Origin of the sequence: Halodesulfovibrio aestuarii DSM 17919 = ATCC 29578 (genome assembly GCF_000384815.1) — a bacterium.
GTDB lineage: Bacteria > Desulfobacterota > Desulfovibrionia > Desulfovibrionales > Desulfovibrionaceae > Halodesulfovibrio > Halodesulfovibrio aestuarii.
The window spans coordinates 870,141-883,268 of record NZ_ARQF01000021.1 but is presented as its reverse complement, the minus strand read 5'-3'; the positions used below and the strand labels follow the sequence as shown (position 1 = coordinate 883,268).

The window sequence follows — 13,128 nt, the reverse complement described above, 5'->3', positions numbered from 1 at the left end:
GGAAACTGCTATGAGACGTGATGTATTTATTGAAACTCGTAATGTGCTTGAGTTCCGTCAGAAGGTGCGCGCATTGGAAGATGATCAGCATGGAGAGCCGGGCTTTGCCCTGATTTTTGGGCAAGCGGGACGCGGCAAAACAGAAACTACCCGTAACTATCATGCGATGACTGGCGGAATATTCTTACGTGTCATGCAAGGTTGGACGCAGTACGCCTTTTTACAGGAGCTTTGTTATCATGTTTGTGGTTTGCGTCCTCATGGTGTTGCTGCCTGTAAAAATAAGATTATCGAGGCGTTGGAGGCATTGCCGCAGACGATTTTTGTGGATGAGGCAGACCGCTTACACGTCGATCGAATCGAAGATTTACGCGACATATTCGACATTACTGGGTCGCCAATTGTCCTGATTGGAGAGCTGGAGTTACGTGGGCTGCTTGGTGCTCGTCGTCGTATCTGGAGCCGCGTAAAGCAGGTGGTCGAGTTTGGTTCGGTTTCTGAGGAAGATGTGGCGATTCTTGGAGATGAAGCAGCAGGGCTGGATATTACCCCAGACGCATGTGCACAGATAGTACGACAAGCTGATGGTGATTTTCGACTTGTATGGAGTTTTATTAGCCACCTTGAGCAGGCGGCAAAGGCGCATGAAACACAAGAAGTAGATACCCCGCTTGTGGCAAAAGTTGCCAAGCAAGTGGCAAGCTGGAGGCGATAATGAGTGAACGTAAGATGCCGTTGCTACGCGAGGCCGCACAAGTGCTAGGGAAGGACGGGCGCATTTTTTCTAACAAAATGCTTTATCTAGCCTTACATGCGAGTGGGAAAAATGAGCAGGATCGGATACGCAGACGCGCAAATAAACTGGTTGAGACGGGCGAGTTCGTGCGTGTCTCTCGTGGGCAGTACTCATACAATCTAAGAGCAGCTCCTGCGGAAAATGCAGCAGTTGTAACCCGTATGTGGCGTACTCTCAAAACCTCAAAGCCGGGGTTTACAGTGCAAGAGCTGGCACGCGTATCAGGCGCGGGTTATTCATACGCTTTAAAGTATCTTAGGGCATTAGAAGAGGGCGGTTATGTGCGTCGCTGTGGGCAGCAAAAGCAAACAGCCTTGTACCAGATTACAAATAAAGTGCGTGAACAACATCACGCCTTCCAGCCACCAAGTCTTTTTATTGATCCGTTTCAAAAGGAAAAGGCTTGCCTGCACGAACTGGTCGGGCTGTTCATGCAGCATGACTTGCACCAACCTAGGGTTAAGCAGCAGGTAGTTGAGCAGTGCAAAACTATCCTGAATCGCTTTGAAGAGCAGAACGCAGATGTCTGCTGATTTAGAATTGTATGCTCTAAAATGTCCTGATCTGCAAACAATTGCAGTGAACAATAGGTACCTGCTGTGGGTGAAAATCGGTGGGCAGTATCAATTAAAGGATGTGATGGTAAAGGCCATACGCCAGACAAGCCGCAATGCGTTTCAAGTTGATGTGTTCGGCTGTGGTTTTAGAAAAACAATAAGCGCTAAGAAACTGCGGGAGCGAGTGCGAAATGAGTAACGAAGCACGGATGAGTTATCCCTCTGAAAAGCTATATGGCCTGTTGGCAGAGCTAGCGGAGGTGATTGAAGCATTGCCTAAGAATCTACAGCCCTCAGTATATAATGTTGCAATGAAGTTGCTTGATGAGGTGACCGCGCAGGCTGAGTTTGAACGAACCGCACCTGCAACAACTGCGAAACAGTAGGAGAAGATATGGAATATGCACAAGGAAGTTCGAAATCATACGGTCCGATTTCCGGCGCGTTGCAGAGCTACTTGATTGAGCTTGCAGCTCAGATGCAGGCGTTACCCGGTGAAGAGTTTGAGGCGGCAAATATCGCATACAAAGGTGCATTGGCAGAAGTAGAACGTGTGGCAGAACTCGAAAAATACGCAACAGTAACAAGCTAGGGAGATAGTATGGACGGATACATGGAGAATGCACAGGGACATCTCGTTCCAGTGGAACAGATTAAGCCTGTCGATTTAGCGCGGCATGAGCTGGTTATGGAGAAGGTTGATAAGGCCAAGGCCATGCAGGATGAGCTCGCGGCGTTGAAAGGCGAAATCATGAATGATGTTGAAACCTTCGTTTCTCTTTCTGCTGAACAATACGGTGTGAAGATTGGTGGCCAAAAGGGTAATGTGTCTCTTGTTTCTTACGATGGGCAATATCAGATTAAGCGTCAGATCAGCGAGCACCTTGACTTTGATGAACGCCTTCAGGCCGCAAAATCTCTTGTTGATGAATGCTTGAAGGATTGGACAGAAGGCAGTCCCGGTGAATTGCGTGCCGTGGTGAATGATGCGTTTCAAGTGGATAAGGAAGGCAAGATTAATGTAGGTCGTATTCTTGGCTTGCGCCGCCTTCAGATTATGGACGAACGCTGGAAGCGTGCAATGGAAGCTATTTCAGATTCTATCCGTGTGACAGGCACAAAGGCATACTTCCGAATCTACGAACGCAACGCAAACGGAAAGATGGCGGCTATTCCGCTGGATATCGCAGCGTTGTAACAGTGCGAAACTGTCCGAAGCAACCAGCGGACAGTCGTTGAAGCGTGGCGGCTTCAACCTGATGAGCAGCCAGAGAGAATTGATATGAGTAGAAATGCAGAACTAGCCAAAATTCATATGGGCAAGAAACAGCTTGGCCTTGATGATGAAACATATCGCGCCATGCTGGACGACATGTTTGGCGTAGCCACTGCCGCAAAGCTTAATTTTAAGCAACGATATAGGTTGATGCGTCACATGGAAGAACGTGGGGCAGTGTTCGCCACCAAGAGCAAGCCAACTGCCAAGCCCACAGAAGATTTCTATGTCATTCCTGATAATGCACCGCATGTTCAGCAGAAGCGCTACATACTTGCGTTATGGAAGAAGCTTGGCTGGAAGATGAGCGGAGTAGATACTCGTATGAAAAAGCAGTTCGGTGTTGAAAGCTTCATCTGGCTTAACGATCAGGCCGCATTGCAGACTATTACTAAGGATTTAGTGAGCCGTTGCCAAGCTCGCGGAATCGACACCGACTAGATGCAGATCAGTCCCGAACATGCAGAGCTTGCAGCGCAAATACAAGAACGGTTTGGCACTATCCATAACTTTTGCAAGCTGCATGAATTCCAGCTGAACCGTTCCACCGTCTACATGGTGCTGCGCGGCGTTTACGCTGGAAACTCAGCGCGGCAAGTTGAGCGTATAGAAAACGCATTGAATGAGCGTAGGCCAGAAGAGCAAATTTTTACAGCAATCAAGCAAGTCGCGTGTAGCCGCTGCTCTGTTACATCAATGCATTGCAAGAGATGCGATAAGCTTTTTACGGCACAGGCTAAGGCCGTGTTGGAGGTGGTATGAATAGCAAGCTATGCCGCGTAATGGCGCAAATGATGATTGAAGGCTTTCGCCCCTTCGGAGGGGAAATAGCTGAGGACGTCTATTCAAAGTTTGGCTGCAAAGACGCCTCTCGTGCCTATTGGCTACATCGCTGGCCTATCTTGCACTGCCTTGGTTGTAATAAGCGCTGTACCCCAAAGAATACAGAAGGCTTTCAAGTGCCCATGCAGTTCCCGGCATCGCAGACACAAAGTAAGTTCTCCATGCTTCCTGAAGAAATGCTACAAGCCAAAAAATTTCTTAGAGTAGATGAAGCCGCCTACTGCTTAAACATCTCAGAGCGCACTGTTCGTAAGCTAGTAGATGACGGTGTGCTTGTTCGGCATCTGCGATTGCCTATTCGAATAACCGCAGAGAGTGTGCAGGAGGAGATGGAAAGGGTTGATTGGTAGAATATTTAATTGTCATATTTGAACTTTGCATATTGGCTAACCTTTTCTTTTTTTTTAATGAGGCGTAACCTTGCTTTGTTATGTAATGCTTTGTGGATATTTGAAAATTTATGATGGAAAGTCAGTAAAAGCACTTAATGCCTCTGCTAAGTATAGCAGGGGCATTATCGTTTGTTAAAAGAAAACAGGTAGGTCAATATGAGCGCTGAGAATTCATTAGAATCTTTACAAGAAGTTGTTAAAGAGACTCGAGCCGAAGAAGATATTTTTAAAGATCTGGCTACGGTTTGTACGCAATCTGGTTTTATTCATGTGTTTGCTTACCTTTGCGTACGGGATAATGTGATTGGTTTTGATAAAGAAGTGTCAGCAGAAGATATTCTAGATCAGTTTTCTCAAAGTCGTTTGATTAGGAATGAGCAATCTGTCTTGTTAGGTTTAATGTTAAAGGAAAATATTGATTTTACAAAGCCAAGCTATGATGCCTTCAGTAAAATGGGAGCGGAAACAGAAAGACTTTTGCATGAGCTACATTATGCAATGATGTTGCCACCAACAGCTTTGAAAGGGGCAATTGAAGAAAAGGAAAATCCTTTTAGGCGAGCAAGTGTAATGCGTGAACCAATTTTCTATGGTGGTGAGACGGCATATAACTTTCAATATAGAGATCTTGCCCCTATTCGGTATGAAAAAGATAGCGCTTGGATACTAAAAAACAAAGGGTTTTCGATTGCAGATGCGGCTAAACTCCATAAATCAATTTCTACATTTCAAAATGAAAAATTAACAGATTATTTCTTATCGTTTAAAGATAAAAAAATAGAAATAGAAGATTGGAGTTGTTTACCAGCTTTTGAATTCAAAGTTAGTGAGCTGACTCAGTATGTAGATCTTGATGTAGATATAATAAAAAATATTTTAGAAGAATTTTCTGTATTACCTAAGGCGCAGAACTCTGGTTTTACATGTTTGAATGATTTTAACATATCTAATGCTTGCCCTTTTATAAAAACAGAAAATGACAGTTATTTATTATTTTTAAGCTATAGTTTTTCAGAATCTATTTATGAGTCACCGTTTTATTGGTTCTTAGCAGATGCCGACTATAAGGAGACCGCAAGTAAAAATCGTGGAGCTTACACTGAAGAAATTGCAGCAGAGTTTTTAGGAAAAGTTTTGGGGGGTAGTAATGTCTATCAAAATGTAGACATAAAAAATGCACGAGGAGATAAATATGGAGAGATAGATGTCTTGGCTATATATGCTGATAGAGCAATCGTTTTACAGGCGAAGTCAAAAAAATTAACAATTGAAGCACGAAAAGGAAGCGATAAATGCCTTAAGAAAGATTTTCAGGGGGCAATTCAAGAGTCATACAATCAGGCATATTCATGTGCTGCTGTTTTGTCAGATTCGAAATATGACTTAGTATTAGCAGATGGTCAAAAACTAGAAGTGAATCGAGACATATCAGAAATTTTTCCAATATGTATAGTTGCTGATCATTATCCAGCATTAAGTTTTCAGGCTCGTAATTTTCTTACGTATGAAAGTAATGAGAAAATATTGTCGCCGTTTGTAATGGATGTATTTTTCCTTGATGCATTAACAGAAATGTTAGATTCCCCGCTATATTTTTTAAATTATCTTCATCGTCGAGTTGGTTACACTGAATCTACGATGGCTCAACATGAATTGACGCTACTTTCTTATCATTTGAAATCCAACTTATGGCTTGACCCTCAGTACAACCTGATGATGTTTGAGGATGATATTACAGCTGACTTAGATTTAGCAATGATGGCTAGAAGGGAGGGGGTGCCGGGGATAAAAACACCTGAAGGAATATTAACTAAATTTGATGGTACGATATATGGTGTAATAATTGAGCAACTTCAAAAGTCTGAAGAACCTTTTGCAGTTAATTTAAGCCGCATGTTGATGCTTTTGAATGAGGAAACAATTTCTGCAATTAATGTGGGAGTTGCTAATGCAATAAAATTATCTAAATCAGATAGTAGTTCTCATGATTTTACAGCTGGAGTAAGTGAAGCTTCTACTGGGTTTACAGTACATTGTAATTTCAGATTTGATGAGTCTGCAGCCAAGAAGTTGGAAGGACATTGCGCCCTACGGAAATATAAGGAAAAGGCTGAGCAGTGGCTTGGAATATCGCTTAACCCTATTTCTCTTCAGGTTGAAGGTGGAGTCGAGTTTAAGGGGAAATGGAAATATGATGAGAAGTTCGAGGAGGCAACAGGAGTTCTTTCAACGGGTAGGAAAAAGATGAATTTTTCCACAGTCCAGCGCTCCTCAAAAAAGATAGGACGAAACCAACCATGTCCATGCGGCAGTGGCAAAAAATATAAAAAATGTTGTGGTGGTAACTAGTCTTTTTCTCGCAAATCCTTAAAGCTTCCTGACATACAGTATAAAAAAAGCTGCATACCATTACTTTAATAAAGGAAGATGGTATGCAGTTTTTTTTAGCTTAAATACCACAAGGGGTTATCTTGTAATAACCGAACTATATTTATCTTTGCGTTTAGTGAAGGCAGGAAGGGTTCCCTCCAGAACGTCAACTACCGCATCATTAATTATGCGCTTTTCAATCCCCCCCGAAACATGCGAAAATTTATTCCCATTTTCTTTTTCGATTGAGACTCTTATAACTTGTTCAGAGTCCGCTACAACCGCTAGGTTTGGGTTGTGGGTCACCATAATTATCTGACGTCGCTTTTTGGCTTCTTTTATGAATGGTACTAAGACCTCAGCAACGCTCTTATTGTCTAAGTTGTCTTCGGGCTGATCAATAATGAGAGGGATATCTTCTTTGTCTAGAACAAGATAGAAGACAAGAAGTAAAGCCCCTTTTTCTCCAGGAGATAGTTGTGCTAGCTCTTTTTCATTTTGTCGTAACTCGTAGTGAAGATTAAGATAGTCTAGTCCAAAAAGAAAATTGTAAAAAGTTTTTCTGTCTTTTACAAGCTCTGTGATGCAAGTCCTTTGATCCATATCACCCTTGGCAGAATTAATATTAACTTCTAGGGCATTTATGGTAGCTGAAAGAAAAGTCTTAATACTTTCCTTTTTATTCCAGTCGGTCGAATTTAGTATTTTTTCGTTTAAAGTTTTTTCACTGTCCCTTTTACCATGGAATGAGCCAGACTTATTTCTATAAATATGCTCTAATAAGATTTTGGAAAAGTTTGTTGTTGTTGAAAATTCACTAGAAATAGTAAGATCAATGGGATGATTTCCAGTGTTGTTTGTTTTTTTTAATTGGTTATCAATAGATAGTTTAACTTGATCATAAATAGATTTTACTTCTTCTAATTTTTGATAAATTTTGTGGGCAAGGTCTAACCGCTCTTGCCTTAGTGTACTTAATTTTTTGGGAAAATTGTTTTTTATTTCTTCAACGTGTTCTGATTGCGTTTTACTTTCTTGTGTTATTCTAGTTTTCTTTAGTTCCCATTCAAGTAGTTCTTTTTGGAAAGTTCTGTTTAATTTTTCTAAAGTTCCAAGGGCTGATGCATATTGCGTAATTTTTTGATCGCAGTATGCAATTTTTTCTACAATAGTTCGACCTGCATAGTCCTTATTTCTCTCTGAGTCGGGCCTAGTCGCAGTAAGTTCTTTTTCATATGTCGTAATTTCCATTCCCAATTCGTTAATTCGTGTGTCAATCTGAGAACTAATAAATGTTATTGAAAGAAGATCAGTTGGGTTAATTTGAGTCGCTTCAAGAATTGAGCTATATTGAGTATTGATTTTTTCTATAGATTTTAGGTGGTCCTGAATGGTCTTTTTATAGGTTATGAGTTCTTCTTTCCATATTTTTTTTTGTGTGACGTCGCGAATAACTTGCTCTTTTTGTTCAATAAGCTCTTTTTTTTGATTATCCCAATGATCTAATTGTTCTTGTTCATATTTGGTGTTGTTTGTATTGGGAATAAGGACCTCTTTTGGACGCTTCTTTATATGCGCGATCCTCTCTTCTTTTTTAAGTTCTAAGAGGTTTTGAACTTTCTTTTGATAAGAGGGTGTTAAGGAGTTTTCATAGGTAATGATTTTTTCATTGAGCTTGGTAAGGCTATCCCTGAGGGTTTTAAGTTCGCTTTCAACAGATTGTTTTTTGATTTTAACCAATTCTGAAAACGAGCTTGTCTCTAGTCGTTCGTGTTCAGGGATATATTGAAATACGACCTTTTCAATTTCTGCTCTGAATTTATTAATTTCACCTATCTCGTTGCAAACTTTTTCAAAATAGCGCTGTGGTAAGTAGTGTGCTCGTGAGACATCTGAAGGGTCAATTTCATGACTCAGCTTGCGGCGTTCTGTCTTTATATTGCTTTGAAAAGTGACTTCGGCTGCAAAGCGTTCGGCTAAACCGTTTTGCTTGAAACGATCTTTATTGAGAAAAGTGTAATCAGGTGAATGCTCTCCATCAGTGCATAGTCCAATTATATCAGCGAGTGCACTTTTCCCGCTTCCTTTATTACCAATAATAGTAATAAGTTCTGGATTTAGGGGGATTCTAACTTGTTCGAACCAGCGATGTTGTTGATCATCGCTTCCAATCCGTTCGATGACGATCTCATTAAGAAATTTTGTGGAATCAGTTTTGAGTCTCGAAAGGATATCAGGTTGAGCGCCTATGTAGAACCTTTCTTCAGGTTCGTTTAGAGCATATTTTAATCCTTCGAAATCAAGACTTCCTTTAATCCAGCAGTATTGTTCTACCGTATAATCAAGAGCATTATGATTGTCAGAGCATATAATCATTGGGACAGAGCGCTTCATTTCTTTGAAAACAAATTTATTATACGCTAGTTGGTCTTTTTTGTGTGAATTTTGTCCAAATTCAAAGATGTCTATATTGTTTCCAATATCAATTTTTTGGGCTGCTAGATGGGGGAATGAGTGGGAGATGTTTTCGACACTGTGTGACTTGCCTCCCGCATGAATAGTTACGACCCCCTGCAGTTTTTTTACAAGTTTTATGGTGTTAACTAGATCGCAATATACTTCATCAGGCTTTTTTTTCTGGGGACCATCAATTTGCTTTATTGCAGTATTATGTTTTATTTCTCCCCAAATGTATTCGAGGTCATCAGTTTCGGAAAATATTCCAATAAAGTGGATAGGTTCTTTACCTCTCGAATCAGATAGAAATTCGATTCCGGGAAGCACTGTTATTCCTTTTGCTTTTCCGAGTTTTGAAAGTTCCCTGTAACGTTCAATGTCAATTACATGATGGTCTGTAACAGCAAAGACTGAAATACCATGTTCAATCATGCTGGTAATAATGTCCTCGTTGGTAACATTTTTATTTTCATAACAGATTGTTGAGGCTGGCGTGTGAACATGGAGATCCCATTTATGCCATTCGGAGCCGCGAGAATTCATGGTGTACCCCTTAACGTATATGTGATTGTAAAATATGATCGATTTGTGTTTCCATTTGTAAAAAGGGTAGTGAGTTAGGTCAATAACTTCATGTTATTGCTTTCTCTGCCCCAACACCCCTAATTTCCCGACATCCCACATAATACGCAGTACGCTGCATACCAATACTTCAATAAAGGAAGGTTGGTATGCAGCGTTTTTTATTATCTCCTAACTTCTATTTAGACGAATTTTGCCGCAGTCAAACGGCGGAGCGGTTAGGGCGTCCCATTATCGTAGATCAGGCCTCAGAGATTATTCAGAATCTGAAGCAGTTGTGCGTTACGGTATTGCAGCCTTTGCGTGACGAGCTTGGTGTTAGCATCACCATTACGAGTGGTTATCGTCCTAAGTGGCTGAATGATCATATCGGCGGTAGCCAGACGAGCCATCATTTGTTTGGACTGGCTGCTGATCTCGTTGTACCGGGCATCCCGCCTTTACAGGTAGCTCAAGCTATTGAGCGGCTGAACCTGCCATTCCAACAAGTAATCAATGAATATGGTTCGTGGACGCACGTAGCAGTCCCTCCGGTCGGAGAGGAGCCGCTACGGCAAGCGCTTACGTTTTCGCACAATGGCGAGCAGCGTTGCGTTAAGGCCGGATTGCATAACGTGGTGCAGGCGTAGCATATGGCGATACTATCTATCATCTCCGGTTTGTGTGCCTTTGCCCCGACTATTGCCAAATGGATTGGTGGCGACAGCGCGGAAAAAGTCACAACGCAGGTTGTGGGCATGGCAAAGGCAATTACAGGGGCGGATTCCGACGATGCGGCGCTTGCCGCTTTGCAGCAGAATCCAGAGCTTGCCCTCCAGTTTCAACAGGCATGGCAGAGCTACGAGCTCGGCTTGGAAAAAGAACTTACCAAGCGCCATGAGGCAGACATGAAGTCTGATTCATGGCTTTCTAAAAACGTACGCCCCTTGGTGCTGATTGGTGTCACTTTGGCGGTTTTTGTCGCTACCTTTGTTCCTGTCGCATATGTCCCACCAGATAAGTACAAGTTCTTAACTGAGCTTTGTACGTGGACCTTTGGCTACTACTTCATCAGTCGTTCCGCGTTGGATAAGAAGGGGGCGAAAATACCTAATCCGTTAGCATTGCTCGGGAGAAAGTAGGTGAAAGAATTTGATACCATTCTGCGCCTTATCCCGTTGGCGCTATGTATCGTTCAGGGCTTGTTTGCATGGGGGCTTTGGTCGCTTTCAAAACGATTCGTAAGCACAGAGGAATGCAAAAAGTGCCGTAAACATCTGGAGGGTGCAGTTATGGAAATGCAGAGCCGCCAGACAGCCGTTGAGTCATCAATTAGAGAGCTGCCAAGTAAAACAGAATTGCATGATCTAGCCCTGACAATGAAAGACCTTCAGGGCGATCTTAAAGGAATGCAGGCAGCCGTTGAAAAATTAGAAACCATGACGAACCGACAGGAAGAGTTCTTGCTGAATGGAGCTGCCAAATGAGCTATGCCGATTACGTAACTGAACATCTACGAATTACAATTCTTCGATTACTTGATGAATCCCCCAGCATGAAATCTAACGAAAGCGTGCTTATTGATGCCGTAGGTGAGTATGGCTTTGCGCCAAGCCGTGACAAGGTGCGTACAGAACTATTTTGGCTCAAAGAACAAGGACTAGTGGAATTAAAGGGTGACTCATGTCTTGTGGCTGGACTGACTGTTCGTGGTGAAGACGTGGCAAAGTGCCGGACTATTGTTCCGGGCGTTAAGCGCCCAAGTTTACACTAGGCGTACCTATGAAACGTAAAGGCAGAGAACACGCACCAGAAACGGTTTGGAAGGCGCAGGAACTATATTGTGTGGCGCGTCTGACGTTTCGTGAAGTCGCGAAACAGTCAGGTGTTGCAGAGTCTACGGTGAAGCGCTGGGCGGTCAAGCATGAATGGCGCGACAAGCGGGAGCGAATCGCTCGTGCCGAATGTGACATTCGAGCTGATCTGGTTCTTGCGCGATCGGAGATGATCAAATCTTTGATGAAAAGCAAGGACGCTCAAACTGGATTTGCTGTGGCATCGTTGGAAAACTTGGCAATAAAACAGGCTGAATTTCAACGGGCAGGCATTATCGCTGATGTTGCCACTCAATATGAGAAACGCCCGATAGGCTCTGTCAAAGATGCGGTTTTGGCCTTGCGTGAAGCTGTAGAGAAAAAGTTGGGCTTACTGCTGGCCAGTCCTGACGATGTAAACTTTAAAGCCATTGCGGACATTCAAAAAGCACTGAAGCTGCTTGCAGAGATGGAAGCAGCACACAACGTGAATCAAGAAGATGCGCCGAATAAAGGCATGACTGCTGATCTTGCGGCGAAGATTCGGGAGCTGATGTAATGGCAAGGCTGCTTCCATATCAGAAAGAATGGATAGAAGACAAATCGCCTGTGAAGTTCTGGGAAAAGTCTCGTCGTATCGGTGCCTCATGGGCAGATGCAGCGGACAGCGCTCTTGTGGCGGCTCTCAGTAAGGAAGAGGGCGGTATGTCCACGTATTACCTTTCGTACAACAAGGATATGACCAAGCAGTATGTGGCGGATACCGCAGACTGGGCAAAGAAATACAACCTTGTTGCTGGTGAAGTGGAAGAGATCGTTTTGGCTGATGCTGAAAGAGATGTGACTATTTATCAGGTACGTTTTGCTTCCGGCTTTGTGGTGCAGGGGCTTTCTTCTAATCCTTCCAACTTACGTTCAAAGCAAGGGCGAGTGCGAATTGACGAGGCCGCGTTCGTTGAAGACTTGGGCGAACTCCTTAAGGCCGCATTGGCGCTCACTATGTGGGGTGGCGATGTGGCCGTAATCTCCACGCATAATGGCGAAGAGTCAGAGTTCAACCAATACATACAAGATATTCGAGCTGGAAAGCTTGATTACACCTTGCACCGTACTGATTTTGACGAAGCCCTTCATGCCGGATTGTTCAAAGCCATTTGTGGTGTGAAAGGAGATGCGTGGGAACAGGCTGCTGAATCTGCGTGGCGAGAGAAAACAATTGCTCGTTATGGCGATGGAGCAAGCGAAGAGTTGTTTTGTGTCCCGTCAAAGTCTGGTGGCGCATGGCTTACTCGTAATCTTATTGAATCGTGTATGTCGCCAGAACTTCCGGTCATTACGTGGGAACCGCCTGCGGTTGATTTTGTAGATTGGCCTTTGGATATAGCTCACAGCGAGGTTGAGGACTGGTGCGAGGCAGAACTTGCGCCGCTTCTTATGCGTTTGTCGCAAGGCTGTCGCCACTATTTTGGTGAAGACTTTGGGCGTACTGGTGACTTGTCCGTATTCACTCCTTTGATTGAAAATGACGACTTGTCGTTAGTAACCCCGTTTCTCGTTGAGCTACGCAACGCGCCGTTCAGAACACAAGAGCAGATTCTGGCCTATATGGTGGATAGACTCCCTAACTTTTCAGGTGGGGCACTTGATGCACGCGGTAACGGTCAGTCACTGGCTGAGTTTGCACGCCAGAGATACGGCGCAGATTTTATCGCAGAAGTGATGCTTTCTCAAACGTGGTACCGCGAACAGATGCCACCACTCAAAGCGCAATTTGAAGATCGCACCTTACTGATCCCGAAGACAAGTGCCGTGCTGGAAGACTTACGTGGTATCAAAATGCAGAAAGGCATTCCCAAGCCACCAGAGTCCAGCACTAAAGGTAAAGACGGGCAACGTCACTGCGATAGCGCTGTATCAATCGCATTGGCATTGTTTGCCCGTAATACCATTGAGGTGGATGTGGAATGGCGTTTCGCCACAGCAGGTGGTGGAGCTGCTAGACGGATGATGACTAGTTTTTAATATAATCAATTAAGAGCGTACTAATTACTTCTTTTCCTAT

17 protein-coding genes and 1 other RNA gene are annotated in these 13,128 nt (G+C 43.3%); 17 read left to right on the top strand and 1 reads right to left on the bottom strand.

Translation table 11 applies throughout. From position 1 onward, the window contains the following. Window positions 1-10 precede the first annotated feature (10 nt). The 11 genes from F461_RS0115015 (at window position 11) to F461_RS18135 (ending at window position 6,213) form a co-directional block, all read left to right on the top strand. Window positions 11-715: an AAA family ATPase gene (locus tag F461_RS0115015; protein ID WP_020001984.1), complete on the top strand. Its 705-nt coding sequence runs from the start codon at window positions 11-13 to the stop codon at window positions 713-715. Next, window positions 715-1,329 carry a hypothetical protein gene (locus tag F461_RS0115010; RefSeq protein ID WP_020001983.1) on the top strand — a complete coding sequence of 205 codons (615 nt, stop codon included), beginning with the start codon at window positions 715-717 and terminating at the stop codon, window positions 1,327-1,329. Before F461_RS0115015 ends, F461_RS0115010 begins: the two co-directional genes overlap by 1 nt. Beyond that, entirely contained in the window at window positions 1,319-1,552 is a 234-nt protein-coding gene (locus F461_RS0115005; protein WP_020001982.1) for a hypothetical protein, read from the top strand. The genes F461_RS0115010 and F461_RS0115005 overlap by 11 nt, the downstream gene beginning before the upstream one ends. Beyond that, window positions 1,545-1,739, top strand: a complete 195-nt coding sequence (locus F461_RS0115000) for a hypothetical protein (protein ID WP_020001981.1) — start codon at window positions 1,545-1,547, stop codon at window positions 1,737-1,739. The genes F461_RS0115005 and F461_RS0115000 overlap by 8 nt, the downstream gene beginning before the upstream one ends. 8 nt (window positions 1,740-1,747) lie before the next feature. After that, the gene (locus tag F461_RS0114995) at window positions 1,748-1,945 is read left to right on the top strand and encodes a hypothetical protein (protein WP_020001980.1); all 198 of its coding nucleotides are present in this window, start codon (window positions 1,748-1,750) and stop codon (window positions 1,943-1,945) included. Window positions 1,946-1,954: 9 nt separating this feature from the next. Further along, complete coding sequence (locus F461_RS0114990; protein ID WP_020001979.1) at window positions 1,955-2,551, top strand: DUF3164 family protein; 597 nt, start codon at window positions 1,955-1,957, stop codon at window positions 2,549-2,551. Between the two features lie 2 nt (window positions 2,552-2,553). Continuing rightward, window positions 2,554-2,626, top strand: an RNA gene (locus F461_RS18955) — hammerhead ribozyme type II. 9 nt (window positions 2,627-2,635) lie between these two features. Continuing rightward, on the top strand, window positions 2,636-3,070 hold the full coding sequence (locus tag F461_RS0114985; protein WP_020001978.1) for a regulatory protein GemA: 435 nt from the start codon (window positions 2,636-2,638) through the stop codon (window positions 3,068-3,070). Then, a complete protein-coding gene (locus F461_RS0114980) occupies window positions 3,071-3,391 on the top strand; it encodes a hypothetical protein (RefSeq protein ID WP_020001977.1) in 321 nt (106 codons plus the stop codon). It abuts the gene before it with no gap. Next, window positions 3,388-3,822 (top strand): helix-turn-helix domain-containing protein, encoded by a 435-nt coding sequence (locus F461_RS0114975; protein WP_020001976.1) that lies wholly within the window; start codon window positions 3,388-3,390, stop codon window positions 3,820-3,822. Before F461_RS0114980 ends, F461_RS0114975 begins: the two co-directional genes overlap by 4 nt. 198 nt (window positions 3,823-4,020) lie before the next feature. Further along, a complete protein-coding gene (locus tag F461_RS18135; protein WP_020001975.1) occupies window positions 4,021-6,213 on the top strand; it encodes an SEC-C metal-binding domain-containing protein in 2,193 nt (730 codons plus the stop codon). Window positions 6,214-6,330: 117 nt separating this feature from the next. Here the strand turns inward: F461_RS18135 and F461_RS0114965 are convergent, their stop codons facing one another. Continuing rightward, entirely contained in the window at window positions 6,331-9,234 is a 2,904-nt protein-coding gene (locus F461_RS0114965) for a TrlF family AAA-like ATPase (protein ID WP_020001974.1), read from the bottom strand. Between the two features lie 188 nt (window positions 9,235-9,422). On the opposite strand from F461_RS0114965, the gene F461_RS0114960 reads away from it, so the two are divergent. Genes F461_RS0114960 through F461_RS0114935 form a run of 6 tightly spaced genes read left to right on the top strand, consistent with a single transcriptional unit; the run spans window position 9,423 to window position 13,088 of the window. Next, a complete protein-coding gene (locus F461_RS0114960) occupies window positions 9,423-9,902 on the top strand; it encodes a D-Ala-D-Ala carboxypeptidase family metallohydrolase (RefSeq protein WP_020001973.1) in 480 nt (159 codons plus the stop codon). 3 nt (window positions 9,903-9,905) lie between these two features. Continuing rightward, the gene (locus F461_RS0114955) at window positions 9,906-10,394 is read left to right on the top strand and encodes a hypothetical protein (protein WP_020001972.1); all 489 of its coding nucleotides are present in this window, start codon (window positions 9,906-9,908) and stop codon (window positions 10,392-10,394) included. Next, entirely contained in the window at window positions 10,395-10,739 is a 345-nt protein-coding gene (locus tag F461_RS0114950) for a DUF2730 family protein (protein ID WP_020001971.1), read from the top strand. It begins immediately after the preceding gene. Continuing rightward, complete coding sequence (locus tag F461_RS0114945) at window positions 10,736-11,026, top strand: VpaChn25_0724 family phage protein (RefSeq protein ID WP_020001970.1); 291 nt, start codon at window positions 10,736-10,738, stop codon at window positions 11,024-11,026. Before F461_RS0114950 ends, F461_RS0114945 begins: the two co-directional genes overlap by 4 nt. Before the next feature lie 8 nt (window positions 11,027-11,034). Next, window positions 11,035-11,625, top strand: coding sequence for a hypothetical protein (locus F461_RS0114940; protein ID WP_020001969.1), 591 nt, complete (start codon window positions 11,035-11,037; stop codon window positions 11,623-11,625). Continuing rightward, entirely contained in the window at window positions 11,625-13,088 is a 1,464-nt protein-coding gene (locus tag F461_RS0114935; protein ID WP_020001968.1) for a hypothetical protein, read from the top strand. Before F461_RS0114940 ends, F461_RS0114935 begins: the two co-directional genes overlap by 1 nt. The last annotated feature ends 40 nt before the right edge of the window (window positions 13,089-13,128 follow it).

What these genes read in the sequence shown, in the direction of transcription:
- F461_RS0115000 (WP_020001981.1), top strand. Translation starts at nt 1,545, where the DNA reads ATGAGTAACGAAGCACGGATGAGTTATCCCTCTGAAAAGCTATATGGC.
- F461_RS0114985 (WP_020001978.1), top strand. Translation starts at nt 2,636, where the DNA reads ATGAGTAGAAATGCAGAACTAGCCAAAATTCATATGGGCAAGAAACAG.
- F461_RS0114945 (WP_020001970.1), top strand. Translation starts at nt 10,736, where the DNA reads ATGAGCTATGCCGATTACGTAACTGAACATCTACGAATTACAATTCTT.
- F461_RS0115010 (WP_020001983.1), top strand. Translation starts at nt 715, where the DNA reads ATGAGTGAACGTAAGATGCCGTTGCTACGCGAGGCCGCACAAGTGCTA.
- F461_RS0114975 (WP_020001976.1), top strand. Translation starts at nt 3,388, where the DNA reads ATGAATAGCAAGCTATGCCGCGTAATGGCGCAAATGATGATTGAAGGC.
- F461_RS0115015 (WP_020001984.1), top strand. Translation starts at nt 11, where the DNA reads ATGAGACGTGATGTATTTATTGAAACTCGTAATGTGCTTGAGTTCCGT.
- F461_RS0115005 (WP_020001982.1), top strand. Translation starts at nt 1,319, where the DNA reads ATGTCTGCTGATTTAGAATTGTATGCTCTAAAATGTCCTGATCTGCAA.
- F461_RS0114990 (WP_020001979.1), top strand. Translation starts at nt 1,955, where the DNA reads ATGGACGGATACATGGAGAATGCACAGGGACATCTCGTTCCAGTGGAA.
- F461_RS18135 (WP_020001975.1), top strand. Translation starts at nt 4,021, where the DNA reads ATGAGCGCTGAGAATTCATTAGAATCTTTACAAGAAGTTGTTAAAGAG.
- F461_RS0114955 (WP_020001972.1), top strand. Translation starts at nt 9,906, where the DNA reads ATGGCGATACTATCTATCATCTCCGGTTTGTGTGCCTTTGCCCCGACT.
- F461_RS0114980 (WP_020001977.1), top strand. Translation starts at nt 3,071, where the DNA reads ATGCAGATCAGTCCCGAACATGCAGAGCTTGCAGCGCAAATACAAGAA.
- F461_RS0114935 (WP_020001968.1), top strand. Translation starts at nt 11,625, where the DNA reads ATGGCAAGGCTGCTTCCATATCAGAAAGAATGGATAGAAGACAAATCG.
- F461_RS0114965 (WP_020001974.1), bottom strand. Translation starts at nt 9,234, where the DNA reads ATGAATTCTCGCGGCTCCGAATGGCATAAATGGGATCTCCATGTTCAC.
- F461_RS0114960 (WP_020001973.1), top strand. Translation starts at nt 9,423, where the DNA reads ATGCAGCGTTTTTTATTATCTCCTAACTTCTATTTAGACGAATTTTGC.
- F461_RS0114940 (WP_020001969.1), top strand. Translation starts at nt 11,035, where the DNA reads ATGAAACGTAAAGGCAGAGAACACGCACCAGAAACGGTTTGGAAGGCG.
- F461_RS0114995 (WP_020001980.1), top strand. Translation starts at nt 1,748, where the DNA reads ATGGAATATGCACAAGGAAGTTCGAAATCATACGGTCCGATTTCCGGC.